This is a genomic window from Neobacillus sp. OS1-32 (assembly GCF_030915425.1).
GTDB classification, from domain to species: domain Bacteria; phylum Bacillota; class Bacilli; order Bacillales; family Cytobacillaceae; genus Neobacillus; species Neobacillus paridis.
Map to the genome: position 1 here is coordinate 1,502,167 of NZ_CP133263.1, position 26,593 is coordinate 1,528,759.

Here is a 26,593-nt window from a genome sequence, read left to right on the forward strand (position 1 = left end):
AAAGCCTGGAACTTGCTCCAGGCTTTCCTTTTTAATTGGCAACATCTTCGAGATGTTCCACGCCCCCATTCTGCAGCAAGAACATTTTATGATACAATCCTCTTTGTGCCAGCAGCTCTTGATGGGTACCGCGTTCAACAATTTCTCCCTTGTGAAGAACAAGAATTAAATCGGCATCTTGAATGGTTGATAAACGGTGGGCGATGGCAATCGTTGTTCTTCCTTTACGCATTTTCGCCAACGCTGTTTGAATCGCTTCTTCTGTTTCTGTATCGATATTGGCAGTTGCCTCATCGAGAACTAGGATTTTCGGATTGGCGGCAATTGTCCGTGCAAAAGCAATTAACTGCCGCTGGCCGCTGGAAAAAGTGGCGCCCCTTTCGACCACCTTATGATCATAGCCATCCTCAAGGCGTTCAATAAATTCCTGCGCCTGAACAAACCTCGCTGCCTCCTTTACCTGTTCATCCGTCATATTACTTTGATGGAGACGAATATTATCTTTAACTGTCCCATAGAACAAAAACGGATCTTGCAAAACTAATCCCATTTTCTTTCTTAACTCACTTTTTGAATAATCGCGAATCGACTTCCCATCGATGAAAATCTCCCCCCGTTCAAACTCGTAAAATCGCATCAACAAATTAATGATGGAACTTTTGCCGCTTCCGGTATGACCCACAAGCGCGACTGTTTCCCCGGGATTAGCCGTGAAAGTAATATTTTTTAACACATCACGCTTTCCATCATAGGAAAAGCTTAAGTTGTTGAACTCAATTTTCCCGTCAGTAATTGAAACATGCGGGTCATCACTTTGAGCCGGGGCTATTTCCTCCTCATCCAATAATTTGAATACCCGGTGCCCGGCGACAATTGCTTGCTGATATAAAGATAACCGCATCATCATTTGATTAACCGGTTCAAAAAAGCGATCCAAGTAATTAATAAAGGCATAAATAACCCCAATTTGAATCGACTGGTGCATCGAAGTAATCCCAAAGTAGCTTAAAACGATTATCAAGGCAAAGATATAAATCAGGTCAATCGCCGGCCGCAGCAGCAAGCCATCTATTTTGATATTCTTCATTCCAGCATTATAATGCAACTCATTAATGTCACCAAATTCTTTGCGCAGTCGTTTTTCCTGACGAAATACTTGGATAATCGACATTCCTTGAAGTGACTCGCTTAGCTTGGCATTTAGTTGACTCAATCTTTCACGCATATCGAGATAGAATCGAGAGCTCCATTTTCGGTAAACCACCATGACCAAAAGCAGGATTGGAATAAGAATTGTACAAAAGATCGCTAATTTTACATTCAAAATAAACATCGCAATAAATATTCCGAAAAGCAGAAAACCGCTTTGAATAAAAGTAGAAATAACGGTGACAAACATATCTTTAATTGCTTCGGTATCATTCGTGACCCGTGAGACAATGCTTCCGGCAGGCGTTTTATCAAAATATTTTAAACCAAGCGCCTGTACCTTTGAAAAAACATCAATTCTCAGCTGTTGAATGATATACAAGGCAATTTCCTGAAATTTAACTAGTTGAAAAAACAGTAGGATCGCTTTGACAATTTGAATTCCCATATATGCTGATCCGAGAAGCAGCAACGGCTTAAATTCTAGTCTGCCGGGCTGGAGGTAGTCATCAATAAAAATCGCCACCAAGATTGGCAGGACAATATCGCCAATTGTCGTTAACAGCAGCAAAAAGAATGCCCAAATGATAATCCGTTTATGCGGCTTTGTATAGGAAAGCAGGCGCACTAACACCTTTCGTTGTTCACGTCCAGAGAGCTCTATTTTCTCTACCATATTAATGTCCCCCCTGCTCGACAAGTTCTTCAAGCTGTTGATGTAGGTACATATGCCTGTACCAGCCGTCCAATTCCATTAATTCCTCGTGAGTACCGCTTTCGATTATTTTTCCCTCTTCCAAAACGATAATCTGATTCGCATGTTGGACAGCACTTAGACGATGTGATGTTATGATTGTTGTTTTTCCTTCACGATTTTGTTTCAACGATGATAAAATCGCTTCCTCTGTTTTTGCGTCAACAGCTGACAAGGAGTCATCCAGAATTAAAACTTCCGGATTCATTAACAGGGCACGGGCAATTGAAATTCTTTGTTTTTGTCCGCCCGATAATGATACGCCGCGCTCCCCGACGACGGTTTGATAACCGTCGGTAAATTGAAGGATATCCTCATGAATATTAGCTATTTTTGCTGCCGCTTCTATTTCCGCCTTGTCAGCATCCGGATTGGTGAAGGCGATGTTTTCCGCTACGGTAGCTGAGAATAAAAAATGATCCTGTGGGACATAGCCGATAGCTTGGCGTAATTTATCGATCTTGTAATCTTGTAATCTTGCACCACCAAACCAAATGTCCCCTTGATAACCTTCAAATTCACGGATTAACAGCTTCAATAAGGTGGTTTTTCCCGCACCTGTTTTACCGACAATCCCTAATGTTTCTCCGCGGTTAAGTGTAAAATGGATGTCCTTTAAAACTGGGGCCGTTTCACCTGGATAGGTAAATTCTCCAATCCTGTATTCAATATCACCGTGTGGAACAAGATCCAATGCATTTTCTTGATCGATGATTTCTACTTTTTCCCTCAGCAAGGCTGAGACACGGTCATAGGAAGCACGGCCGCGTTCAACAATGTTAAATAACCAGCCAAAAGCCAGCATCGGCCACACTAACAGCCCTAAATAGGTCGTAAACGAAATGAGTTCTCCAATTGTTAGTTCACCAGCAAGGACAGACTTAGCTCCAAAGACAATCGACAAGAAAAAGGAAATCCCAACAATGATGGAAATGGTTGGATCATAAAGAGAATCAATTTTAGCAACAAGCAAATTCTTTTGAACGACATCTTCCGATTGCTTGCGGAAATCTTCAATATCTTCTTGTTCCTGTCCAAAAGTTTTGATAACTTTTATTCCCATTATACTTTCCTGGGTTTTATCGTTTAAAGAAGAAAAGGCTTCCTGCGCCTTATAAAAACTTCTATGCAGCATCGTTCCAAACCAACTGGTTAACATCGCCATAAACGGCATCGGAATTAAACAAATAAGGGTAAGTTTCCAGCTTATCGTAAAGGCCATGGCAATGATGACAAAACCTCCGGTCGAAAGCGAGTCAACCAGTGTTAGAACACCCGATCCCGCAGTCTGTTGAATCGCCGCCAAGTCGTTAGTTGCATGAGCCATTAAGTCGCCAATCCGGCTTTTTTGGTAAAACGCTGGGGACATATTTGTAAAATGATGGTATAATCTATTTCTCAAAATTTTGCTTAGCTTCACAGACGAACCAAAAATCATTATTCTCCAATAATACCTTAAGACATACATCACAAGGCCGACAGCTATGAGCACGAATACCCACTCCGCAAGCAGCTTCATCGTCATGGTTCCTTCATTAATATGATCAGCGACAATTCCAATAATTTTTGGAGGCACCAGTTGCAGCAGAGCTACCAGCAATAATAGGAAAACTCCTAATAAATACGACTTTTTTTCTTGTTTAAAAAACCAGCCTAGTTGAAAAAACACTCTCATCACAACACGCCCCCCACACAGTTGAAATCTTTGTTCTATGTAAATTAACACCATTATCAGATATTTAGTCTATCGAAGTTTAATTTTATCAAACATTAGCAAAATAATAAAGATTAAGACATGTGGTTTAAAAATGAAAAAAAGCACCCAATTGTGAGTGCTTGTCCAGTTTCCTCATTTCATTTGCTTATTCATGGCGTTCATCATTTGTCGGATCTTCTTTTCCGATGGTTTCATACCCATTTGGGGTTTTTGGAAGTACAGATATTATAATGATTTGCTAAAATAGTAAGTATTCTTCTTAGAGATAACCTTTCTTTTATACTCAATATGACTTACAACTTTAACGCTATATTCAAGCCTTTGAGCATTAGTCCATTTAAAATACATTTTTGATTTAACGACTGCCCCACTCTTTATTTTGCTATATTTTATTTCGGATGCCCTTCCAGCAAAGTACAAGACAGCACCAGTGCCTGACAATAGCTTTGTCAATGTTGATGCTTTGAGAAGTTTAAACTTTTTCTTCCCTGCAAGTCCAGTAAGAACACTTCCCATTACAAGGTCATTTCCAATAGCAATCATTTCACTATTTTCTTTTTTAATATCTGATACCTTCTTAGTCATTATTTGGAAGTACTTATATGAAGTTTGAGTTTTTGGTGCATATGTTTTGTATGCCCATTGGTGAAGTTTTGAATCCTTTGGTGGCAAAGCTGAATATCCCGAGTCTGCAGATACACTACTTGTAAAAGTGCCTACACCGGTGAATGTACTAAATGCTAGGAACGAGGGTAATGCTATTCTTCCTAACTTGTTGAATTTCATTGACACGTCACCTCTTCTATTTTTATTGCGATATTTTCCTATATATGTAAAATATCAGCAATAATAGTATACTTTTAAAATAGAAAAAAAGCAAAATTTCCCTTGTAAAATAATAACAAATTTTGCTTTTTGGTATAAAAGTACTATTATAGAAAGGCTAATAAGACTAAAATAACACCTAATACTAATTGCATATAGTCTTTACGTTTATTTTCAGAACTCACCAATGTTTCTAACCCGGTAATGATAAATAATAATCCTGCTCCAGTCATTAATAATGGACTTTTTGACATATCTCTTGTAAATAACCAGTAACACGCAACAACTATAGCAATAATAGTAACAATAATTTTAAGTATTTTAAGAATCCTCATAACGTTAAACCTCTATTAAGTGTAAGATATATTATTTCTCTTGCTCGTCTTATTTCGTCCATTTTGTAGTCCATTTGTATATTCACCACTCCTACATCATAAAATACTAATTGTTACTAATTCATTGTCCCATCTATTGGTATCTTTTATTATATCATCTACTTCATTTTCTGACCAACCACGATAATCTGCTACAGAATCAACGATTGCAGGGTTCAAACGGTCTGCCCAGTTTACTTGTAATGCAGAAATGAATCAATCATTGCCTCCAGATATTAAATTTCATCCATAATAAAAAGCCACTTTTTCTGTTGAATTTTTGGTCAATCCTTCATCAGAAAATGTGACTTATGGTATAAATTTTAAAATGAGTGAGAAGGTTTAAGCATTTTTTAGGTTTTTTCAGGGAAGGTTTCAGAATAAATGGTCTTTTCCGTTTCCATAACCCAAAATGCTGTTCCGATTAAAACGCTCAAACCCTTGATAATTAACGCTTGTCCAGTTTCCTCATTTCATTTGCTTGTTCATGGCGTTCATCATTTGTCGGATCTTCTTTTCCGATGGTTTCATACCCATTTGCATCATCATCGTCTTTAACATTTGTTCATTAATTGGTGGATTTTTCTTCAAATAGCTCATCATATATTTGCGAGCGATGAAAAATCCTAGTGCTACACCAGCAAGTAATGCCAGTATACCAACTAGAATATACATACCCATTAAACTTCCTCCTTCATGTTGTCTACCATACAACAGTGTACTAGAAAAAAAACAATTAGACAATATTTCATTTCATTGAAACAAATTTTCTTTCTTTTATTGGCTTTAACCAGCCAAAGCGCTCATGTTCGAGATCGATGGCTAAAAAGGAAGCTTCACATTTCCGCAGAACCTCAAAGAAGGCAGTCTCAGCTTCATAACTACCTTGAGCTTCCACAGTAATCAAGTCTTGATAAACTTCTAGCTTGGCCCTGCTTATTTTTCCACTTATCTCAATGGTATATGCACCACGTTCTGCTTTATAGCCCCTCATCCGGCCCAATTGTTTTTGAATCAGTTGATGAATTTTCAAAACTTCTAATTTCTTTGTTATAAAGTCGATTTGTTTATGTATAATGAATTTCAGCTCGCCGTTTGCGTTTTGATATTCTTGAAAAAGCCGAAAAAATAACCGTTCTCTTCCGAAGTAATGAGTGGCAAATTCCTCTTCAATTAAGTATAGTTGATATTTTCTCACACGGACCTCTCCTTCGCAGACAACCTTTTTTCCATTATAGAAAACAAGCAACAAAACATTTGTCTTACGGCGGCAAAAAACGACACTAATTTTGTCGAAACCAGGATGAAATCCCTATTTTTATTAATTCGCTGTCTTTACAAAGAATCCTTTAATTTTCCCAAAAAAATGAGAATGGAATTAATCCATTCTCATCGCTTCAAAACTGTTCATTATAATAGGCTCTTTACGAGCGAAACCACATTGTTTACATTAAATCCATATTCCTCCATCACCTTTTCACCAGGAGCAGAGGCGCCAAATTTATCAATCGCTAAGACAGCTCCTTCATCGCCGACATATTTATGCCAGCCGAATGAAGCACCCATTTCAATGCCAAGGCGTTTTTTCACACTCTTTGGCAAAACAGATTCTTTATACTCTTGCGATTGCTCTTCAAAGCGATCCCATGAAGGCATGCTAACGACGGAAACATGGACACCTTCACTTGCAAGGACCTTTTGCGCTTCGACTGCCAAACTTACTTCGGAACCGGTCGCTAATAATAAGGCATCCGGAGTTTCCTTATTTGCAGGGGAAACCACATATGCACCTTTAGAAACACCTTCATAAGCATTTTGATCCGTTCCTTTTAAAGTAGGCAGATTTTGGCGGGTTAATACAAGTGCCGTTGGTTTGTTAGTAGACTCCACTGCCAATTTCCATGCTGCTGCTGTTTCATTCCCATCTGCCGGACGAATTACTGAAAGATTAGGCATTGCTCTTAATGCTGCCAACTGCTCAATCGGTTCATGTGTCGGTCCGTCTTCCCCCACAGCAATACTATCATGAGTGAACACATAAGTGACAGGTAAACCCATTAATGCTGCCAGGCGAATGGCCGGACGAAGATAATCGGAGAAGACAAAGAAAGTTCCGCCAAATACCTTCACTCCACCGTGCAGGGCAATCCCATTCATCGCTGCTCCCATGGCAAACTCACGAACACCAAACCAGATATTGCGGCCTTCATATTCGCCAGGTTTAAAATCACCCGTTCCTTTTATTGTTGTTTTGTTGGAACCGGCAAGATCTGCTGAGCCTCCAATTAGGATTGGCAGGTTTTTAGCGATGCCGTTAATGACTTCACCAGAAGAAGCACGGCTTGCCAGGCTCTTTCCTTCGCTATAAACCGGAATATCTTTATCCCAGCCTTCAGGCAATTCATGTTTGATTGCCGCTTCCAGCTGGCCGGCGAGTTCTGGATATTGGTTTTTGTACTGGGCGAAAAGTTCGTTCCATTCTTTTTCCTTTTTCGCACCATTTTCACCAATTAGTTTATTGAAGTTTTCATAGACACCCTCTGGAACATAGAAATCTTCCTCAAACGTCCATTTATAGGCCTCTTTTGTCAGCTTTAATTCATCGGCACCAAGCGGAGCACCATGAACACCGGATGTGCCGGCACGGTTTGGTGAACCATAGCCAATAATCGTTCTTACCTCAATCATGGTCGGATGTTCCAAATCATTTCTTGCCTCTTCAAGAGCAGCGGCAATTTCCTCAAGATTATTCCCATCTTCAACACGAAGATATTGCCATCCATATGATTCAAAACGGCCTTTAACACTCTCGGTAAAGGACTTATCTAGATCCCCATCAAGTGAAATATCATTTGAATCATAAAGAACTACTAAGCGGCCTAATTTTAAATGGCCGGCAAGTGAAGCGGCTTCAGCAGAAACGCCTTCCATCAAGTCACCGTCACCGCAAATGCTATATGTAAAATGGTTGACCAGTTCATATTGATCCTTATTATAGACACTGGCAAGATGTCTTTCAGCCATTGCCATACCAACCGCCATGGCAATTCCTTGTCCCAGAGGACCTGTTGTAGCTTCTACTCCTTCAGTATGACCGTACTCCGGATGACCAGGTGTCTTGCTGCCCCATTGGCGAAATTGTTTTAAATCATCCATTGTCAAATTATATCCCGATAAATGCAGCAGGCTGTACAACAACGCAGAACCATGTCCTGCCGATAAAATAAAACGGTCGCGGTTAAACCAATGCGGATTTTTAGGATTGTGGTTCATAAATCTTGTCCACAAAGCATACGCCATTGGGGCTGCCCCCATCGGCATTCCCGGATGTCCGGAATTCGCTTTCTCGATTGCATCAATCGCAAGCGTCCGGATGGTCGTAATGGATAAATCATCAATAGTATTAAACATTATTTACATCCTTTCTATCCCTAGGATTATGAATACATCATTAATAATATAGTGACATAAAATTTAATTCAACAAATTACACCAATTCAGGTAGTTTGTTATTATTTTGACACAGAAATTCTTATATATGTAGAAAAAGGAATACAGCATGATTGTATTCCTGGTTAACTTAATGAAGTTTATTTTGTTTTCTTGCTTTAAGTTTGGCCGGTGTTACATCGTTCCCCAGTGGATCGATAAATGTCGCATTGGTTAACGTGTCAAGCATATTGGCCCGAAATGCTGCCAAATATTCACTTCTTAACTTTGATTGTTCTTTTGCTTCTGATTCTGTTAATCCGGTTGTTTTTGCTTTCCTGGCAAGTTCATTAATTCTTGCGATTTTCACTTTGGATAGCATTGAAGCACATCCTTTCAAAAACTGATTGCAAGAATTAATGTACTAAAAAAACTCCGTTCTGACAAGGGAAAGGATTACTCATCCTTATTTTCTATATATTCCTGATATCTTCTATGTACAGTAGCTTTTGATATCTTATAGCCGAATCCCCTCATTGTGGCGGCAATTTCAGCAAAAGTTAACCCATTTTTTCGCAGTCTGTCAATCTCTTCAATTGGGACTTCAATTTTTTCTCTCCCTGAATGCTCGCCAAGATTCTTTAAGTTTCGCTGCGGCTTATATCCATGCTCGACAGCACGCTTCATTCCCCGTTTTATCTTCACATTATGAAGCTTTCGCTGATACTCTTCCACCATTCCGACAATTTTTAATACCATTGAATCTGATTCGGAAAGCTGCAATTCTCCATTATGTGCGATGCTGTAGAGCTTGATTCCTTCTTTTAAAATACAATGCAGCAGCGCTATTTTGGCGTTGCCCCTTCCAAGCCGAGTTTCATCTCTGAATTAATACAGCTTGGACTTCGGGGTCCTTGATTCTTTCCAGCAGTTCAAGGATGCCTTCCCTGTCAAAATCATAGCCGCTTGCCTGCTCTTTAATAATTTTGTCAATTTCAAATTGATTCTGCTTGGCTAGTTGGATTAATTCTTCCTCTTGACGTGCAAGAGAAGTTTCCTGTGTTTCCTTATTCGTGCTTACACGACAGTAAATAATCGCTTTCATTGTTAATTCCTTTCTATTGTTTAGAGACGCTTGCAAGCTCAGTAGCGGCAGGAGCTTTATTTGAAACAGGTATAACAATCTTTTCGCCTGGATAAATCTGATCATCAACTTTTTCATTATGCCTTTTTACCCAGTTAACGAACTCAGCCTTTGATAGTGAATGCTGTCCGGAATACTGTCCTGCTATTTTCCAAAGTGAATCTCCTTCGGAAACAGTTACCTGCAAATAATCGTTTTGATCTTCGGATCCATGTTGAAAGGATAAAATGATGGCAAAGGAAAAGCTTAGTAAAATAAGAATAATAGCATACGAGAATTGGTTCCATAGTTTTTTCATTGAAAACACCTCTTCAAAGAATATACGTTCGCTTAATTTAGTTTTATTATAAAACGAACATTTGTTTTATGTCAATATATTTTCGAACTTATGTTTGTATTTACGGTCAGATCATGGTATAATTATGGTAACAAAATGAAGATGAGGTGCATTTTATCATGGTAAAAATATCAAAGCGGCAACGGGATATTCTTGATTTCATTAAAGACGAGGTTAAGAGTAAGGGCTATCCCCCTTCCGTTCGAGAAATTGGCGAAGCTGTTGGACTAGCCTCCAGTTCGACTGTTCATGGTCATTTGGCTCGTTTAGAAAGCAAAGGACTGATCAGACGAGACCCTACGAAGCCTAGAGCGATCGAAATTTTAGAAGTGGATGAAAATGCCCATATACCGAAAAACAAAGTAGTAAATGTACCGGTTGTCGGGAAAGTAACCGCCGGTCTGCCGATTACGGCGATTGAAAATATTGAAGAATATTTCCCGCTTCCCGAACGGCTTGCACCTTCGGAAGAACAAGTATTTATGTTGGAAATCATGGGCGAAAGTATGATTGAAGCCGGCATACTTGATGGCGATTATGTAATCGTCAAACAGCAGCAGACTGCTAATAACGGTGATATTGTCGTGGCGATGACTGAGGAAGATGAAGCGACATGTAAGAGATTTTTTAAAGAGAAGGATTATATCCGCTTACAGCCGGAGAACTCTACAATGGATCCAATTATCTTAAAAAATGTTTCCATTTTAGGAAAAGTCATCGGTGTCTATCGGCAAATTCATTAAACAGAAAAACGCCTGGCAATTATTTTAGTTGCAGGCGTTTTTTATGGGGCAATTTTGGGGCAACCTAAATTTTTACCTCGATAAATACGACCTGCCCCACAAAAGAAAAAGCCCAAACGCTTAGAGCGTCAAGGCTTTCCCAAATTAATACATGCTCATATATTGCTCACGTTCCCATGGGTGTACAACTGACCGAAACATATCCCATTCTATTTCTTTGGCATCAATAAAGCGTTCGAAGATATGACCGCCAAGTGCACTGACAATTACTTCATCCGATTTTAGGAGATCTAATGCATGTGCTAATGTAGCCGGCAGATCGATAATCCCCTCTTCTAACCGTTCCTCCTGGCTCATCACATAAATGTTACGATCAACGGCTGCTGGTGGGGTAAGATTATTTTTAATCCCATCCAATCCTGCTTTGAGAAGGACTGCCATGGCCAGGTATGGGTTCGCTGACGGATCAACACTGCGCACCTCAATCCGCGTACTTAAACCGCGGGATGCCGGAATTCGAACTAGTGGTGAACGATTTTGCGCGGACCAAGCAACGTAGCACGGTGCCTCATAGCCGGGAACCAAGCGCTTGTAGGAGTTAACAGTCGGGTTGGTTACAGCTGTAAAGCTTGGGGCATGCTTAAGGATTCCGGCAATAAATTGACGTGCCGTTTCACTCATTTGCAAATCACCCGTTTGGTCATAAAAGGTATTTTCACCATTTTTAAATAATGAAAGGTTCATATGCATGCCCGATCCCGCAACTCCAAACAACGGCTTTGGCATGAAGGTAGCATGTAAGCCATGCTTCCGGGCAATTGTTTTGACCACCAGCTTAAAGGTTTGGATTTGATCACAAGCGGTTAAGGCATCAGCGTATTTAAAGTCAATTTCATGTTGTCCGGGTGCAACTTCATGGTGGGAAGCTTCAATTTCGAAGCCCATTTCTTCCAATTCAAGGACAATATCACGACGGCAGTTTTCACCAAGATCTGTTGGCGCAAAGTCAAAATAACCGCCTTTATCATTAAGTTCTAATGTCGGTTCACCCTTATCATCTAATTTAAATAAAAAGAATTCTGGCTCAGGTCCAAGGTTGAAATCAGTGAAGCCCAGCTCCTTCATTTCTTCTAGTACACGTCTTAGATTATTGCGCGGGTCCCCGGCAAATGGAGTGCCATCAGAATTATAAATGTCACAAATTAAGCGGGCCACCTTGCCTTTTTCCGCTGTCCACGGGAATACAACCCATGTATTTAAGTCCGGATATAAATACATATCAGACTCTTCAATTCGAACAAACCCTTCAATCGATGAGCCATCAAACATCATTTTGTTTTCCAAGGCTTTTTCCAATTGACTGATTGGAATTTCTACGTTTTTAATCGTTCCCAGAATATCTGTAAATTGTAGACGGATAAATTTTACATTTTCCTCATGTGCCATCCGTCTAATGTCTTCTTTTGAATACTTTGCCATTTTCCCTTACCTCCGCTGATTTTGAGTTTAGTGAAAAAACCTTGAAAGATCGCTTTGCCGTAATGATGAGCGATTCAATCTGCCTGCGTGCAGCAATTCATTTCGCAGCAGCCTGCGCAGCTCCTCATCTGTTAAATCACGCTTAACTTTGGTTTCATGCTGTTCCTTCCCATTTGCATGCTGCTCCTTGACCAAGAAGAGCTGTTTGATGCCTGCCATGTTCACGCCTTGATCAATTAAATCTTTGATTTCTAATAATCTGTCAATATCATTCAAACTGAAAAGCCGCCTATTCCCCTCAGTTCTTGCTGGAGAAATTAATTGGTGTTCTTCATAATATCTGATTTGCCTTGCTGAGAGTTCAGTCAGCTGCATAACTGTACCGATGGAAAACAGCGGCATGGAACGGCGAATCTCCTTTCCACTCACCTTAATTTCTCCTCCCTTCAAAATTTATAATGTCATTATATTCTGTGTAAGGAAAGGTGTCAAGTTCATGTTAGAAAATCTAACATAGAAATTTTTATAAAAAGAACAGCTTGGAAAAAAGCTGTCCCATGGGTTAAGCAAGTGTAATTAATTGTTTCTCAAGTAAATCATCGATGGCCAGACAAACCGCCAGTTTTACATGTTCATATGTCAGTCCGCCCTGCACATAGGCAACATAGGGAGGGCGTATCGGGCCATCAGCAGTCAGCTCAATACTCGCTCCTTGAATAAAAGTACCAGCGGCCATAATGACATCATCTTCATACCCCGGCATATAGCTTGGCTGCGGCGTAACATAGGAATTAATCGGCGAGGCAAATTGAATGGCCTGGCAAAAAGCAATCATTTTATCGGGATCATCAAATCGTACCGACTGAATTAAATCTGTTCGCTCTGCATCCCATCTTGGCGATGAATTCATTCCCAATTTTTCAAGGAGTGCGGCTGTAAAGACTGCCCCTTTTAACGCTTGGCCAACTACGTGGGGAGCAAGAAAGAAACCTTGATACATTTCCAATAGGCTATATAGGGATGCACCGGCTTCAGCGCCAATCCCTGGGGAAGTCAAGCGATAGGAGCAAGCTTCCACCCACTTTTTCTTGCCGACGATGTAACCGCCGGTTTTGGCGACACCGCCGCCGGGGTTTTTAATCAAAGAACCAGCCATCAGATCTGCGCCTACGTGACAAGGTTCCTGTTCTTCTACAAACTCGCCATAGCAGTTGTCCACAAAAACAACCACATCCGGTTTTATTTCTTTGACGAAGCGAATCATTTCTTCGATTTGCCGGATGGTAAAAGAAGGCCTGGTGGCATAGCCTTTGGAACGCTGGATTCCAATCATTTTCGTATTTGAAGTAATTTTGGAAGCAACCTGATCCCAATCTACTTGGCCATCAGCCGTAAGTGCAACACTATCATAAGAAATGCCGAATTCCTTTAACGAACCGACACCATTTCCACGGATGCCGACGATTTCTTCAAGCGTATCATACGGCTTGCCGGTCATGTAAAGCAGTGCATCGCCAGGGCGAAGGACACCGAATAGGGCCGTCGAGATCGCATGGGTCCCGGAAATAATTTGTGGACGAACGAGTCCGGCCTCGCCGCCGAAAACATCAGCATACACAGATTCGAGCGTATCTCTGCCGATATCATCATAACCATACCCTGTCGACGGAGTGAAATGAGTATCGCTAACCCGGTTTTTTTGAAAGCTTTGTAGCACCCGGAATTGATTTATTTCCGTCCGCTGATTAATTTTTTTGTGCACCTCAGCGATTTGTTGTTCAACTTCGATTACAATCGGCTGAAGTTTTCCCCCATTTTTCAATTGTTGAAACATGATTATTATTCTCCTATCTCGGCTTGATATTTCTGTAATTGTCCAGTAATTTGATGGTCAGAAAATGAATACCCTTTACAGCAGTATACCTGTTTTTCTTCGTCAAACCTCAGTTCCCGTAAGATTGTTTCATTTTTAAGTTGTGACAGCAATTTCCCTTCCGTCGACGGAATTTGGACCTCGTATGGTTTCATCATCGCTACCATCATTTGTTCAATTTTCACCTTTAGATTGTGACGGTCCTCCTCGTTAAAGGCACTGATAAAAATGCTAGGCGAGTTGGCCGTCGGAACGAAATCAGGATGCCGGATATCCCGCTTATTATAAATAGTCAGCTGGGGAATATTTTTTACATCCAGTTCCTCTAAGAGTTTGCCAACCGTTTTTTCATGCTGATAATAATCAGGGTTGGACATATCGACAACATGAAGAATAAGGTCTGCCTCCTTCACTTCCTCAAGGGTTGAACGAAATGCGGCAATCAACGTTGTTGGCAGGTCCTGGATAAACCCGACTGTATCAGTAATCAGTGTGTGAAAACCGCTTGGTAAAATCATTTTTCGCGTCATCGGGTCAAGCGTGGCAAACAGTTGGTTTTCTTCATAGGATCGCGCTTCCGATAGACGATTAAATAAAGTGGATTTGCCGGCATTTGTATAGCCGACGATTGCCATTTGGAAGGCTTTATTCTTCTTCCTTCTTTCGCGATATCTTTCCCGATGCTGGACAATTACGGATAGCTGTTCCTTGATATCATTTATCCGGCGGCGGATATGTCGCCGATCCGCCTCAAGCTTTGTTTCCCCCGGTCCTCGGGTTCCAATTCCCCCGCCAAGACGAGATAATTCGGTTCCCTGTCCGGCCAGTCTTGGAAGTATGTATTGAAGCTGTGCCAGTTCCACCTGGAGTTTTCCTTCTTTGGAGCGGGCCCGAGTAGCAAAAATATCTAAAATAAGCTGCGTACGGTCAATAATGCGAGCATTGATTTCATGAGCTAAATTGCGCTTTTGACTTGGTGATAATTCATCATTAAAGATCACGATTTCCGCTTCTAGTTCATCAACAAGTACTTTTAGTTCTTCCACTTTCCCTTTCCCAACATATGTAGCCGGATGTGGCCTCTCCCGTTTTTGAACGACAGTAGCAACAACCTCCCCCTGTGCTGTTTCCGTTAAGGAGGCAAGCTCTTCCATGGAGTAATGAAAACGTAAATCATCCTCTAATGTTTGACAGCCGACCAGAACCGCTGTTTCCTTTGTATCCTTTTGCTCCAAACATATCCTTCCTTTCCAAAAGGTCTCTAACACATCATAACAAAAAATTCCCTGATACTCTAATACGATAAAAAACAGGTAAATTGCTATTTTTCCAAATGAATCAATTAAGAGTTTTTTATTACAACTTCTATGTTTTAATACAATATTAAACAAGAATTGTCAGCACATATCCAAACAACGCAAATAAAACGGCAGCAACTCCTGGTTAGTGATGTCCCCGAATCCTGCTTGCACGATCGAAACAGTGCTCGCATAGATTTTCTTCTTCAACTGCGTAGATGAGCACATCATCCAAACGGTCATGTGGAAGTAGCCGTTTATTCACGAAGAAAATTAATGATAAAAGGCTATTCGTGATGCGTACCGAAAAGGATCGCTTATTTTTTATATTTCGGGCTTACCAAGAATTAGCCAAAATGATATTGGTTGCATAATTAACAAACGAATTCAGAAAAATTAAAAGGTTTAAGTCAAGTGTAATACCTAACCTAAACCTTAGAGTTTTCCTAAACAAAAATCCATGTATAATAATTTGGGAAAAATTCATTGAAAGATGGTTAGTTTTTCCACCAACCGTTTACTTCATATTCACATTTTATTAGGTAATAAGATAATTGAGCACCAATGGCTATTGCATTACCTTTTACTCCTAATTTTATTAGTTTTTTAGCTGCAAGTTTATATTGTCCATCAACAATATATGTTACGATAGAAGCTATTGCATTAACTGATAGAATTTCACCAATTCCATTTTTTATTTTTTTCTCAATACAACGATCTACTTTGATATCCATTGGTGAAATAATACTTTTGTCTCCTTTAGTAGGGATTAATCTACTCTGCATTAAACTCATATCCTGTTTTAATTGTTCTAACTCTGGACTTGAACCAAAATTGTCTTCGATCATTTTAAAATCTAACGTTAATAAATTTCCATTGCTATCTTTAATCGCCGCATCTTCAAAAATAAATTCTAGCTGTTCAGCCATTTCCTGAATCTGATTTTCCTCTGCTCTGCTAATTTCCTCAGCCCTTGCAATCGTAGAAAAAGAACTTCCGAATAAAGTAAGTACAAATGTTATTAATAAAATAGTTTTTAATCTTTTTTTCATTTTAATACCAATTCCTTTCACTTACTCAAGTGATAACAATACACATTTTATCTGTTTGTGCTCCTTGAGCGTATTTTTATTAATCTTGTGTCATCGGTGTTAACTCCAATTCCCGCGAAAATGTGTGGACATTTCTATTTATGAAATAATCCGATTTGTCATGCCCCATATTTAGTGAATAACTGTAAGTAATATTTCTGATATCCTCCTCTCTTATTTTATTATCAATTAATATATTACCATATAAAACCAATTTTTCAATTATTTAATATAATTTGAAAAAAACTAGGATTATGGTAATATAAGTTTATTAGATTCAAACATTAGGCATATTGAAACTCATACAATACTGCACCAGTATAGAACTTTATCGACTCTGAATTTAAGCGTCTCATTCCCTCCCTACTTCTTAAGGAAATTTAGCTTACCAGCAAAAATCTCATCAAAAAGATGGGCATCAAGGAAAAAAACGCCACTTAAAGTAATAGTAAAAGTGGGATAATCTATACAGCAAGGTATAACAAGTAAACTTTTTATAATTTTGATTATCGAGGAGGAATAGTTTGAAAGAGCGATGTACTTCATCATTAATAATATATGGGCATAGCAAAACAAACCTACCAAATAAGTAACATGGAAAGGATTGTATTAATTTTTAGATTCTATACGTACGTAAGCTTATCGGGGATCTGATAACCTAGATTTTCTAGGAAACGTATTGCTATTTCTTCTGTTATCAGGGGGTAAGTTGGTTTTGGCCTAGACTCTATATTTTATAACTATTCTTTAAATGGCAGGTTTTATCCGGTATATGGTAAATAAAAATGAATATCTTGTATGCTATTGCAATAATCGCATTAATTCTCTTTCATTAAATTTTGTAACTTGGGCACAGCGAAAGGAATGATACTTAATATGAAGTTTCTTTATAAGAATATTATTTTATTTATATCAATATTTATAGTTTTGATTTTTTTTGATTACTATAGGGATAATACTTTTAATTGGCTTGAGAATATTATACAATCTTTACTCTTTGTTTTGATTTATAGTTTGTTTATGTGGTTGTTAGATAGTAATAAGAATAAATAATACATGAATTATTCATACTTCCTTACAAGTGGAAAATTAAAGCCCTGCCTGGAAATTCTACGCCCCTTTGGTAATAATTCAGGGGGAGATCTCTGAATTATCGGAAATACCAAACTGTGGGCTTAGAAAAACTACTGTTTTTGGGTATACTTCCCCCTTGGTCTAAAAACAGGTTTAAAAAAAATGGCTGTTTTCGTATTGTTTGTAGTTTTTGCGGATTAACAGCGACCGTTCCTTTCCCAAACCTATTAAATAGCAATAAAGTTTACGAAAACAGCTTTCATTTTTTGGGTGCATAACTAATTTAGCTGGATTCCTTGATTGGTATGCATTTTTAGGTGATCAGAGAATTTTCATGAATAATTCAGGTAATAATATAAAAATCATTAGCAAACAGATTGACCTTAACAATATGATTTCGTAAACACCGACACCAATATCGATACCTAATTATTCTTAATCCAAAGTATGGACGAAAAAATATACAATTAGTATTGATATTGGTGTAAATACAACCAGTACTTTTCCAATACCTGATACAAGTATATGGAAATTAAAGAGACATCTCATGTCTGACCATTTGCAAATGATTGAGACTTTCCCATCAAAGATTTCTGAATCCCCAGATTAATGAGAAGAAAAATGATGCTTGAGCATTATATGATAGCCAGCGCTTTTGACGCTGGCCAGTAGAATTATATCTTTTGTGTTAAAAAAAATTTGAAAGAGAATTAAGGGGTTGATCCTAACCATCTTCTTCAAATACCAGATCATTGCTCCTGATGGTCATTAAGTCATGACGGTCATAGCTGTTGAGCATTAATAGCCGCATCGCCTGGGCGCGAATCGACTTTTCAATGATATTCCGAACGTAGCGACCGTTGGAAAAACTGTTCGGACTTAAGACCGACTTTACCCAGATAAGGTGATCCTTTAACTTTTTTTCAGCCCCGTGACTTAGCATATACTCCCTTTCCACAAGCATTCGCGCCGAAATCTCCATTAGCTGATCGATATTGTAATCAGGAAAATCAATAACTAGGGGAAAGCGTGAATGGAGCCCCGGGTTCAATGATAAAAAGTAATCCATTTCCCGCGAATAGCCAGCAAGAATCAGGATGAATTCATGCTGCTTATCCTCCATATGCTTTACCAGCGTATCAATTGCTTCTTTTCCAAAATCCTTTTCTCCACCGCGTCCCAAGGAATAAGCCTCATCGATAAACAAGATTCCTCCCTGTGCCTTCTTAATCAAGTCTCTTGTCTTTTGCGCGGTATGACCGATATATTCACCAACAAGATCCGCTCGCTCCGCTTCAATTAGATGTCCTTTTGAGAGGACATTCATTTTTTGGAACAACTTTCCAATTAACCTGGCAACTGTTGTTTTTCCAGTACCGGGATTTCCTTTGAACATCATATGAAGCGCCTGCTTTTTGGCTTTTAAACCCATTTCCTCACGTTTTTTATTGACATAAATCCAGGCATAAATTTCTTTTATCATTCGTTTCATTTCTTCCATTCCAACTAATGCCTCAAGCTCCGCTTCAATTTCTTTAAGGGCCGAATGCTCAGGGGGAATGTCCTTTGGAGCAACTTGAAAGTCAGGTAAATCTTTCGTAATCGCTTTTCGTGTTTGGGAATTGAGAACAATGCTTATTTGTCCGTTGCTTTTCATGCGAATCGGTTGTTCCAAAGCTTTCACCTCTCAATCTGCGAACAACATGGCGAATTTTGCATAATCCTTCATTTTATTTGTATTCACAATTTGCTGAAATCATTATTATTTCCTAGATAAATAAAAAGAGCCCGAAAAAGGGGCTCAGGGTTCGTTCATCTATTTTATTGCTGTTCCAGTTCAAGCTGGACATTTCTTTGCGGGGCAAAGGTTGAAATCGCATGTTTAAACACTAATTGTTGTTTTCCCTCTGATTCAATTAGGACCGTAAAATTATCAAAGCCCTTAATTTGACCGCGCAATTGGAAACCGTTCAGCAGAAAAACCGTAACATGAATATTTTCTTTTCGGCACTGATTTAAAAATTGATCCTGAATATTAATCGTCGTTTTCATTATATATATCCTCCTCTTTTATCTCTACTAATATGTATTCGATTTTACTTGAAGCTTTCCTTCAATATATTGTGAAATTTCCATTTCTTTTTTTGACAAATCGTTCACATTTGTTAGATCAAACCACTTTACCTCCATTTTATTCCGAAACCAGGTTAATTGTCTTTTAGCATAACGGCGCGAGTTTTGTTTTAACTTCTCGACAGCTTCTTCAAGTGAAATTTCACCGTCCAAATATTGATATATTTCTTTATAACCGATGGCCTGGATGGATTGACAGTTCCTCAAGCCCAGCTGATACAGCTGCTTAACCTCCTCTAAAAGTCCCTCCTCCATCATGGAATCAACGCGGGCATTAATTCGTTGATATAGCTGCTCCCGGTCCATCGTCAAGCCTACAACAGCAGCGTTGTACAGAATGTCGGCAGGGCCGATGTTTTCGAACTCGTTCCTTGGCTTACCCGCTTGATAATAAATTTCAAGAGCTCGAATGACTCTTCTAACATTATTTGGATGAATCGCTGCGGCACTAATCGGATCAACTTTCATTAACTCTTGATGTAACGCTTCATGCCCGATTTCCTTTGCTCTTTGTTCAAGCTCCTGCCGTAATTTTTCATCACCGGACACATCTGAAAAGCGATAATCATAAATAACCGACTGAATATAGAGTCCCGTGCCGCCAGCTATAATCGGCAGCTTTCCTCTTCCGGCGATCTCCGCTATTTCTTCGCGAACAAGCTGTTGAAATTCAGCGACGGAAAAACTTTCGTTTGGCTCCTTTATATCAATTAAATGATGGGGAATACCTTCCATTTCATCCTTTCTGATTTTAGCTGTACCGATATCCATCCTACGGTATATTTGCATCGAATCTCCGCTGATAATTTCACCATTAAAACGTTTTGCCATTGCAACACTTAGCTTTGTTTTTCCTACAGCTGTAGGTCCGATGATGACCAGTAACTTTTGCTTTAGATTCAATCTTTTCACACTGCCTCTTGTTTATTTTCAATGGGAAAAATATTCCGTTACTCATATCGTAACATAAAATTAAAAAGCAGTTGAACATCAAATAAGTATATACAATAATTTCGGTTTCTATGCGTGATTTGATTTATTTTTACGATTCTGTATCAAAATTAGAAATCCTTTCCTGCTTGATTACATTTCCTTGACGGTTTATTTACAATCTACATTCTACCCTCAAAACCATGTTAACCTTGTTCGTATGTTATTTTGTAAAAACACGAATGTCAGCAACAAGACAATTTTTGCAAAAAAATATGAAAAAAGGTGAAAGTATGTTATCAGGATTTGATATTGGAATTGATCTCGGAACAGCAAATATTTTGGTATATAGCAAGAATAAAGGAATTGTGTTCAACGAGCCCTCGGTTGTTGCCATTGATACGGTTACAAAAAATGTCGTAGCGGTTGGCTCGGAAGCGAAAGAAATGATTGGTAAGACTCCGGAAAAAATTGTTGCACTCCGTCCCTTAAAGGATGGAGTTATTGCTGACTTTGATGTAACAACTGAAATGGTCAAGCTGGTGATGCGAAAGGCTTCAAAAAAAGCAGGGATTTCACTGCGTAAGCCGAATGTTGTCGTTTGCTCTCCGTCCGGTTCTACCAGCGTCGAAAGGAGAGCCATTCAGGATGCCATCAGAAATGCCGGTGCAAAAAAAATAACCATGATTGAAGAGCCTGTTGCTGCAGCGATTGGTGCCGGATTGCCGGTCGATGAACCAGTTGCTAATGTAGTGGTTGATATCGGCGGCGGTAATACCGAGGTGGCAATTATTTCCTTTGGTGGTGTCGTTGCCTATCATTCCATTAAAATTGGCGGTGACCGTCTCGATGATGATATTGTTCAATACGTCCGTAAAGAATACAATGTTTTAATCGGTGAAAGAACTGCTGAAAATATAAAGATAGAGATCGGCTATGCCCTTGTAGATCACGCGGAGGCCTTTATGGACGTCCGCGGTCGTGACCTGGTAACGGGTTTGCCGAAAACCGTAACTCTATCGTCCTATGAAATTAGGGATGCAATGAAGGAAGCATTACTGCATATTTTGGAAGCTGTCCGCGCGACATTAGAGGATTGTCCCGCTGAGATGAGCGGAGATATCGTTGACCGCGGGGTGATTTTAACTGGGGGCGGCTCCCTGTTAAAAGGGATGGAAGAGTGGCTAAGCAAGGAAATCTTTGTTCCCGTTCAGCTTGCCGAAAACCCGTTGGAGTCGGTAGTACTTGGTACCGGAAAAACGCTGAAATATGTAGATAAGATTGTAGCTGCAACTGCCACGAAATAAGTAGGATTGGCTTGATGAAGGACTGTTCTTCTATTTTTGGATAACGTTTTGTCCTTCATTAGCTTGATGAAAGACAGTTGTATTGTTTTTAAACATTGTTTTGTCTTTCATTCACTTAATGAAGGACAGTTTTCTGGGGTTTAACTGCAGTTTTGACTTTCATCCGCCTTTTGAAGGTCGGCTGCCTTGTGTTCAAACGCCTTTTTGACTTTCATCGGTCTTTGTGGGTCATTCCCCATGTTTTTAAGCAATGTGTCTCTCATCAATGCCATGAAAAAAAGGAAGTCCGATTACGCAAATTGGACTTCCTTTTTTAATCATTTACATCACTCGTTTGAACATCTTTTCCATCTCATAAATCGAGTAGTGGATGATGATCGGTCGGCCATGTGGGCAGGTAAAGGGATCCGACGCCTTTCGCAAATCATCGAGCAGCGTTTGAATTTCATCATTACGCAAATGGCGGTTGGCTTTAATCGAGGCCTTGCAACTCATCATGATTGCTGCTTCTTCCCGCAGTTTCTTGATGTCAACCTTTTTCATCGCTAATAACTGTTCAATCATTTCCTCGATAATCTCCTTTTCCTCACCCTTTGGGAACCATTGGGGATGAGCACGAATGATAAAGCTGTTCACCCCGAATTCCTCCAAAAACACCCCCACCTTCTCCAGTTCGGCCCGGTGTTCGATAATCTTCAAATACTCATCCGTAGAATATTCAAAAGTTAAAGGAACCAGCATTTCCTGTAATTCGGAGGCAACCTGTCCCACTTTTTCACGAAAATATTCATATTTTAACCGTTCCTGGGCTGCATGCTGATCAATGATATATAAACCATTTTCGTTTTGAGCGAAAATATAGGTTCCATGCATTTGCCCGATTGGATACATACGCGGCACACGGCTTTCCTCTTGTTTGGCTATGGTTGGTACTTCGGGTTCACCAAACGGTTGAAAATCCTCGATTGCCGGCCCGCTATGAAAAATAGGCTCCCCATTTGACCATGCCTGTTCTTGGTGATGGCTATCAACCGGATCAGGACTCGTTAATTCCAGTTCACAAAAGCCCGGTTCTTCTTCCTTTTTGCTAACAGATGTCCCCAGATTGGGCTGCTCCTCACGCAATACCGCCGCAGATTCCATCGCTGCAGACGGCTTAGATTGTGGTGTCCCTTCATTAAGATCCAAAGCGGTCTGTTCGGAAACCTCAATTTCTTTTTTCACAGAAGAATAGGCAGTTGGAATGAGGATCTTGGATTTAAATACATTTTTTATCGTTTCCGAGACCAATTGATTGAGATCAGCCTCTTTACTAATCCTCACTTCCATTTTCGCTGGGTGAACATTCACATCGACCAGCAGCGGATCCATTTCAATATTTAACAGCACAATCGGATAGCGGCCGATCGGCAGTAATGTATGATAGCCATCCTGAATGGCTTTAACAAGCGGATAATTTTTAATGAACCTGCCATTAATCATCGTCGAAATATAATTTCGCGATGCCCTAGTCACCTCAGGCATTGAGGCGTAGCCGCTGATTTTAAAATCCAATGACTCTGCAAAAATAGGAACAAGTTGCTTAGCTATACTCATTCCATAAATGGCGGCAAGTACTTGACGAACATCACCATTGCCGCTTGTTTGCAGCAGCTTCCGCTCATTATGGATTAACCGAAAGGCGACATCGGGATGGGCCAGTGCCAACCGGTTGACGAAGTCGGTAATATTCCCAAGCTCAGTATGAATTGTCTTCATATACTTAAGCCGGGCCGGAGTATTGTAGAACAAATCAGTAACGGTGATGTCGGTCCCTCTTCTGCTTGTAGTTTTTTCAAACGTGACCACCTTGCCGCCTTCGATGACCACAAGACTACCAGGCCCTTCCCCCGTGGAGGTCTTCATTTCAAGTTTGGAAACAGAAGCGATACTTGGCAGAGCCTCACCGCGAAAGCCAAGTGTGCGAATCCGGAATAAATCCGTTTCGTCTTTGATTTTACTGGTCGCATGGCGTTGAAACGCCAGCAGGACATCATTCTTCTTCAATGCCATTGCCATTATCAATAATCCGGATTTTTGCCAAACCGGCCTCTTCTACCTCAATTTCGATCACGGTACTTCCGGCATCTACGGCATTTTCCACCAATTCTTTTACAACTGAGGCGGGGCGTTCGACTACTTCTCCCGCCGCTATTTTATTAGAAAGGACATCATTTAATTGAATGATTTTCCCCATATTTTCCGCCTCCTAACTTTTCAGCCTTTTAACTTTTTGTGTAGCTCATACAACATGTTAATTGCCTGAAGCGGTGTGACATCTAATAAGTCCAGTTCGCGGATTTTATCCAGCACCTTTTTCTCCTTGGAGGAAAATTCCGGTTTCTTAACTTCCTTCGGTTCATCAAAAAAGGATAACTGGGCAGCCTGTTCAGAAAAATTCTCGACCTGTACAGCTGGTTCACTAGGTTTTACTGCTTCCTTCACGGTTGGAACCGTCTCCACTGGAGACTGTTCAAGGGCTGATAGTATTTCATTGGCGCGGTCGATTACTTCCTTTGGCAAATCGGCTAACTGGGCAACATGGATTCCATAACTTTTGTCGGTTGGACCCTGTTTAATTTTATGAAGGAACACTACCTTGCCATGATGTTCAATCGCACTGACATGAATATTTTTCAATTTACTAAGCTCTTTTTCTAAAACTGTTAGCTCATGATAGTGGGTTGAAAATAAGGTTTTCGCGCCAATTCGGTTATGAATATATTCGATAATTGCCTGTGCCAATGCCATGCCATCATAGGTCGAGGTTCCGCGACCGATTTCATCGAATAAAATTAAGCTGTTTTGCGTAGCATAAGCAATCGCATTCTTTGCTTCCAGCATTTCCACCATGAAGGTACTTTGACCGGAAATTAAATCATCAGCCGCACCGATGCGTGTAAATACCTGGTCAAAGATGGGCAGGACCGCCTCACTTGCGGGAACGTAACAGCCAATTTGCGCTAAAATCGCCATTAAGGCAATTTGCCGCATATACGTACTCTTACCGGACATATTTGGCCCTGTAATCAATAGAATTTCCCGTTCGCTGTCCATATAGCAATCATTGGGAACGTACTCCTGTGAGTTCAGCACCTTCTCCACCACCGGATGCCGGCCATCTTTAATGACGACCCGGCGCTCGGCAGAAAATTGTGGTTTAATATAGCGGCGGTCTTCACTCACCTGGGCAAAGCATTGCAGAACATCAAGCTCGCTGACGACCTTGGCAAGCGCCTGCAAGCGGGGAATATACTCCTTAACAATTTCCCGTATTTCCGTGAATAAATCATATTCGAGTTCGCTGATTTTTTCTTCTGCTTGTAAAATTAACGCTTCTTTTTCTTTTAATTCCGGGGTAATAAAGCGCTCGGCATTCGTCAGTGTTTGCTTCCGTTCATATCTGCCCTCTTCTAAAAGATGAAGGTTGGCCCTAGTAACCTCAATATAGTAGCCGAATACCCGGTTATAGCCGACTTTCAATGACTTAATTCCGGTCTTCTCCCGTTCTTCCCGTTCCAGTTGAGCAATCCATGTCTTGCCGTTGCGGCTGGCATCGCGATATTGATCCAGCTGTTCATTATATCCGTCACAAATGATGTTTCCTTCCTTTAACGAGATTGGAGGATTTTCGACAATTGCCCGCTCCAATAAGTCCGTGACTTCTTCGCACGGATCAAGACCTTCCGCCACTTCGTTCATTTTTTCATTTTTCATGTTTAATAATATTTGCTTTAACGATGGCACTTGCATCAAGGAGCGTTTCAACTGTACTAAATCGCGAGCATTGACATTGCCAAAGGCAACACGGCCAGCCAACCGTTCTAAATCATACACTTCCTTTAATTTATCCCGCAGTTCTTGACGTTCAAAATAATGGTTAAGAAATACAGCGACCAATTCATGACGATGCTCAATTTTTTCACGATCAATTAACGGCCGGTCGATCCAGTGCTTTAACATCCGGCCGCCCATCGCCGTAATCGTTTCATCCAGGAGCCATAGCAATGACCCTTTCTTTCCTTTTGAACGGATCGTTTCCGTCAGTTCGAGATTCCGTTTGGAATAATAATCAATTTTCATATACTGATGAATTTGATAGGTGGCAACGGGCTGCAAATGGTCAAGACTTCTCTTTTGGGAACGAAACAAATAATTCAGCAGCCTTGCGGAAGTTTGCTTTAATTTTTCCTGATTGAGTTGTTCCAGCAGTTGGGCAAATTGAAATTCTACGGAACTATTATCCTCAAATGAAATGACCAATACATCGCGTTCCCGCAGTTTTTGCTGCAGCTCGCCGGGAAAGTCGCTTGCAACGACAACTTCCTTAGCCCCTAAAACAGCGATCTCATTCAACACTTCTTCAAAATGATTGGAAAGCAGGGTTACTCTGTTTTCTCCGGTAGAAATATCAGTGTAAGCTAAACCATATGTCCGATCTTCAAAGGCGGTGACCGAAGCAATATAGTTGTTCTCTTTTTCGGCTAGTCCTTTGCCTTCCATCATCGTTCCCGGGGTGATTAGCTGAATGACTTCCCGCTTTACCATGCCCTTTGCTTTTTTAGGGTCTTCCATTTGTTCACAAATCGCCACTTTATAGCCTTTGGAAATAAGCTGTTCAATATAATTGGAAGCGGAATGATAAGGAACGCCGCACATTGGAATTCGTTCCTCCGCCCCGCCGTCACGTCCAGTCAAAGTAATTTCTAATTCCTGTGAAGCTTTGATCGCATCATCAAAAAACATTTCGTAAAAGTCGCCTAAGCGAAAAAATAAAAAGGCATCCGGATAATCTGCCTTAACTGATAAATATTGCTGTATCATTGGCGTGTAAGCTGTCATCATGACCCTCCACTGCTTTAAATTCTTCGAGTATCTTCGACAATCTATTATAACA

The 26,593-nt window shown here is 40.2% G+C and carries 24 protein-coding genes and 2 pseudogenes; 2 read left to right on the top strand and 24 right to left on the bottom strand.

Annotated elements, in window-relative coordinates:
• Positions 1–31 precede the first annotated feature (31 nt).
• From RCG24_RS07650 to RCG24_RS07705, 12 genes and pseudogenes are all read right to left on the bottom strand, one after another.
• Positions 32–1,825 (bottom strand): ABC transporter ATP-binding protein, encoded by a 1,794-nt coding sequence (locus RCG24_RS07650; RefSeq protein ID WP_308078804.1) that lies wholly within the window; start codon positions 1,823–1,825, stop codon positions 32–34.
• A gap of 1 nt (position 1,826) precedes the next feature.
• A complete protein-coding gene (locus RCG24_RS07655; RefSeq protein ID WP_308079137.1) occupies positions 1,827–3,578 on the bottom strand; it encodes an ABC transporter transmembrane domain-containing protein in 1,752 nt (583 codons plus the stop codon).
• A gap of 174 nt (positions 3,579–3,752) precedes the next feature.
• Positions 3,753–3,824, bottom strand: a pseudogene (locus tag RCG24_RS07660) (YneF family protein); the annotation flags it as partial.
• A 21-nt stretch (positions 3,825–3,845) separates the two neighbouring features.
• Positions 3,846–4,406: a hypothetical protein gene (locus RCG24_RS07665; RefSeq protein ID WP_308078805.1), complete on the bottom strand. Its 561-nt coding sequence runs from the start codon at positions 4,404–4,406 to the stop codon at positions 3,846–3,848.
• A gap of 146 nt (positions 4,407–4,552) precedes the next feature.
• Entirely contained in the window at positions 4,553–4,780 is a 228-nt protein-coding gene (locus RCG24_RS07670) for a hypothetical protein (RefSeq protein ID WP_308078806.1), read from the bottom strand.
• Between the two features lie 96 nt (positions 4,781–4,876).
• Entirely contained in the window at positions 4,877–4,999 is a 123-nt protein-coding gene (locus RCG24_RS07675; RefSeq protein ID WP_308078807.1) for a hypothetical protein, read from the bottom strand.
• Between the two features lie 288 nt (positions 5,000–5,287).
• Positions 5,288–5,500 carry a YneF family protein gene (locus RCG24_RS07680; RefSeq protein ID WP_202653993.1) on the bottom strand — a complete coding sequence of 71 codons (213 nt, stop codon included), beginning with the start codon at positions 5,498–5,500 and terminating at the stop codon, positions 5,288–5,290.
• Between the two features lie 67 nt (positions 5,501–5,567).
• The gene (gene sirA / locus RCG24_RS07685; protein WP_308078808.1) at positions 5,568–6,017 is read right to left on the bottom strand and encodes a sporulation inhibitor of replication protein SirA; all 450 of its coding nucleotides are present in this window, start codon (positions 6,015–6,017) and stop codon (positions 5,568–5,570) included.
• Between the two features lie 212 nt (positions 6,018–6,229).
• Positions 6,230–8,230 (bottom strand): transketolase, encoded by a 2,001-nt coding sequence (tkt, locus tag RCG24_RS07690; RefSeq protein ID WP_202653991.1) that lies wholly within the window; start codon positions 8,228–8,230, stop codon positions 6,230–6,232.
• A 169-nt stretch (positions 8,231–8,399) separates the two neighbouring features.
• Positions 8,400–8,630 carry a DUF896 domain-containing protein gene (locus RCG24_RS07695; protein ID WP_202653990.1) on the bottom strand — a complete coding sequence of 77 codons (231 nt, stop codon included), beginning with the start codon at positions 8,628–8,630 and terminating at the stop codon, positions 8,400–8,402.
• Positions 8,631–8,704: 74 nt separating this feature from the next.
• A pseudogene (locus tag RCG24_RS07700) lies at positions 8,705–9,353 on the bottom strand (recombinase family protein).
• A 13-nt stretch (positions 9,354–9,366) separates the two neighbouring features.
• The gene (locus RCG24_RS07705) at positions 9,367–9,690 is read right to left on the bottom strand and encodes a cell division suppressor protein YneA (RefSeq protein ID WP_202653988.1); all 324 of its coding nucleotides are present in this window, start codon (positions 9,688–9,690) and stop codon (positions 9,367–9,369) included.
• A 158-nt stretch (positions 9,691–9,848) separates the two neighbouring features.
• Here RCG24_RS07705 and lexA point away from each other — a divergent pair, with 158 nt between their 5' ends.
• Positions 9,849–10,472, top strand: coding sequence for a transcriptional repressor LexA (lexA, locus tag RCG24_RS07710; protein ID WP_202653987.1), 624 nt, complete (start codon positions 9,849–9,851; stop codon positions 10,470–10,472).
• Between the two features lie 144 nt (positions 10,473–10,616).
• Here the strand turns inward: lexA and glnA are convergent, their stop codons facing one another.
• From glnA to miaA, 8 genes are all read right to left on the bottom strand, one after another.
• The gene (gene glnA / locus RCG24_RS07715) at positions 10,617–11,951 is read right to left on the bottom strand and encodes a type I glutamate--ammonia ligase (RefSeq protein ID WP_202653986.1); all 1,335 of its coding nucleotides are present in this window, start codon (positions 11,949–11,951) and stop codon (positions 10,617–10,619) included.
• 27 nt (positions 11,952–11,978) lie between these two features.
• The gene (locus RCG24_RS07720) at positions 11,979–12,380 is read right to left on the bottom strand and encodes a MerR family transcriptional regulator (RefSeq protein WP_374049132.1); all 402 of its coding nucleotides are present in this window, start codon (positions 12,378–12,380) and stop codon (positions 11,979–11,981) included.
• Positions 12,381–12,513: 133 nt separating this feature from the next.
• A complete protein-coding gene (locus RCG24_RS07725) occupies positions 12,514–13,785 on the bottom strand; it encodes a methionine gamma-lyase family protein (RefSeq protein ID WP_308078809.1) in 1,272 nt (423 codons plus the stop codon).
• A 5-nt stretch (positions 13,786–13,790) separates the two neighbouring features.
• Positions 13,791–15,059: a GTPase HflX gene (hflX, locus tag RCG24_RS07730; protein WP_308078810.1), complete on the bottom strand. Its 1,269-nt coding sequence runs from the start codon at positions 15,057–15,059 to the stop codon at positions 13,791–13,793.
• Between the two features lie 560 nt (positions 15,060–15,619).
• Positions 15,620–16,195, bottom strand: a complete 576-nt coding sequence (locus RCG24_RS07735) for a hypothetical protein (protein ID WP_308078811.1) — start codon at positions 16,193–16,195, stop codon at positions 15,620–15,622.
• A 1,816-nt stretch (positions 16,196–18,011) separates the two neighbouring features.
• Positions 18,012–18,962 (bottom strand): stage V sporulation protein K, encoded by a 951-nt coding sequence (spoVK, locus tag RCG24_RS07740; protein WP_202653982.1) that lies wholly within the window; start codon positions 18,960–18,962, stop codon positions 18,012–18,014.
• Between the two features lie 146 nt (positions 18,963–19,108).
• The gene (gene hfq, locus RCG24_RS07745) at positions 19,109–19,339 is read right to left on the bottom strand and encodes an RNA chaperone Hfq (protein ID WP_202653981.1); all 231 of its coding nucleotides are present in this window, start codon (positions 19,337–19,339) and stop codon (positions 19,109–19,111) included.
• Positions 19,340–19,366: 27 nt separating this feature from the next.
• Complete coding sequence (gene miaA, locus RCG24_RS07750; protein WP_202654332.1) at positions 19,367–20,323, bottom strand: tRNA (adenosine(37)-N6)-dimethylallyltransferase MiaA; 957 nt, start codon at positions 20,321–20,323, stop codon at positions 19,367–19,369.
• Between the two features lie 320 nt (positions 20,324–20,643).
• On the opposite strand from miaA, the gene mreBH reads away from it, so the two are divergent.
• Entirely contained in the window at positions 20,644–21,657 is a 1,014-nt protein-coding gene (gene mreBH / locus RCG24_RS07755; RefSeq protein WP_202653980.1) for a rod-share determining protein MreBH, read from the top strand.
• A gap of 140 nt (positions 21,658–21,797) precedes the next feature.
• Here mreBH and RCG24_RS07760 read toward each other — a convergent pair whose 3' ends face one another.
• Genes RCG24_RS07760 through mutS form a run of 4 tightly spaced genes read right to left on the bottom strand, consistent with a single transcriptional unit; the run spans position 21,798 to position 26,538 of the window.
• Complete coding sequence (locus RCG24_RS07760; RefSeq protein WP_308078812.1) at positions 21,798–21,929, bottom strand: hypothetical protein; 132 nt, start codon at positions 21,927–21,929, stop codon at positions 21,798–21,800.
• 49 nt (positions 21,930–21,978) lie between these two features.
• Positions 21,979–23,715, bottom strand: a complete 1,737-nt coding sequence (mutL, locus tag RCG24_RS07765) for a DNA mismatch repair endonuclease MutL (RefSeq protein WP_374049133.1) — start codon at positions 23,713–23,715, stop codon at positions 21,979–21,981.
• A complete protein-coding gene (locus tag RCG24_RS21265) occupies positions 23,690–23,893 on the bottom strand; it encodes an ATP-binding protein (RefSeq protein WP_374049134.1) in 204 nt (67 codons plus the stop codon). The genes mutL and RCG24_RS21265 overlap by 26 nt, the downstream gene beginning before the upstream one ends.
• A 20-nt stretch (positions 23,894–23,913) precedes the next feature.
• Positions 23,914–26,538: a DNA mismatch repair protein MutS gene (gene mutS / locus RCG24_RS07770; protein ID WP_202654331.1), complete on the bottom strand. Its 2,625-nt coding sequence runs from the start codon at positions 26,536–26,538 to the stop codon at positions 23,914–23,916.
• Positions 26,539–26,593 lie beyond the last annotated feature (55 nt).

What these genes read in the sequence shown, in the direction of transcription:
- RCG24_RS07650 (WP_308078804.1), bottom strand. Translation starts at nt 1,825, where the DNA reads ATGGTAGAGAAAATAGAGCTCTCTGGACGTGAACAACGAAAGGTGTTA.
- RCG24_RS07655 (WP_308079137.1), bottom strand. Translation starts at nt 3,578, where the DNA reads ATGAGAGTGTTTTTTCAACTAGGCTGGTTTTTTAAACAAGAAAAAAAG.
- RCG24_RS07665 (WP_308078805.1), bottom strand. Translation starts at nt 4,406, where the DNA reads ATGAAATTCAACAAGTTAGGAAGAATAGCATTACCCTCGTTCCTAGCA.
- RCG24_RS07670 (WP_308078806.1), bottom strand. Translation starts at nt 4,780, where the DNA reads ATGAGGATTCTTAAAATACTTAAAATTATTGTTACTATTATTGCTATA.
- RCG24_RS07680 (WP_202653993.1), bottom strand. Translation starts at nt 5,500, where the DNA reads ATGGGTATGTATATTCTAGTTGGTATACTGGCATTACTTGCTGGTGTA.
- tkt (WP_202653991.1), bottom strand. Translation starts at nt 8,230, where the DNA reads ATGTTTAATACTATTGATGATTTATCCATTACGACCATCCGGACGCTT.
- RCG24_RS07695 (WP_202653990.1), bottom strand. Translation starts at nt 8,630, where the DNA reads ATGCTATCCAAAGTGAAAATCGCAAGAATTAATGAACTTGCCAGGAAA.
- RCG24_RS07705 (WP_202653988.1), bottom strand. Translation starts at nt 9,690, where the DNA reads ATGAAAAAACTATGGAACCAATTCTCGTATGCTATTATTCTTATTTTA.
- lexA (WP_202653987.1), top strand. Translation starts at nt 9,849, where the DNA reads ATGGTAAAAATATCAAAGCGGCAACGGGATATTCTTGATTTCATTAAA.
- glnA (WP_202653986.1), bottom strand. Translation starts at nt 11,951, where the DNA reads ATGGCAAAGTATTCAAAAGAAGACATTAGACGGATGGCACATGAGGAA.
- RCG24_RS07725 (WP_308078809.1), bottom strand. Translation starts at nt 13,785, where the DNA reads ATGTTTCAACAATTGAAAAATGGGGGAAAACTTCAGCCGATTGTAATC.
- hfq (WP_202653981.1), bottom strand. Translation starts at nt 19,339, where the DNA reads ATGAAAACGACGATTAATATTCAGGATCAATTTTTAAATCAGTGCCGA.
- mreBH (WP_202653980.1), top strand. Translation starts at nt 20,644, where the DNA reads ATGTTATCAGGATTTGATATTGGAATTGATCTCGGAACAGCAAATATT.
- RCG24_RS07760 (WP_308078812.1), bottom strand. Translation starts at nt 21,929, where the DNA reads ATGGCATTGATGAGAGACACATTGCTTAAAAACATGGGGAATGACCCA.
- mutL (WP_374049133.1), bottom strand. Translation starts at nt 23,715, where the DNA reads ATGGCAATGGCATTGAAGAAGAATGATGTCCTGCTGGCGTTTCAACGC.
- RCG24_RS21265 (WP_374049134.1), bottom strand. Translation starts at nt 23,893, where the DNA reads ATGGGGAAAATCATTCAATTAAATGATGTCCTTTCTAATAAAATAGCG.
- mutS (WP_202654331.1), bottom strand. Translation starts at nt 26,538, where the DNA reads ATGACAGCTTACACGCCAATGATACAGCAATATTTATCAGTTAAGGCA.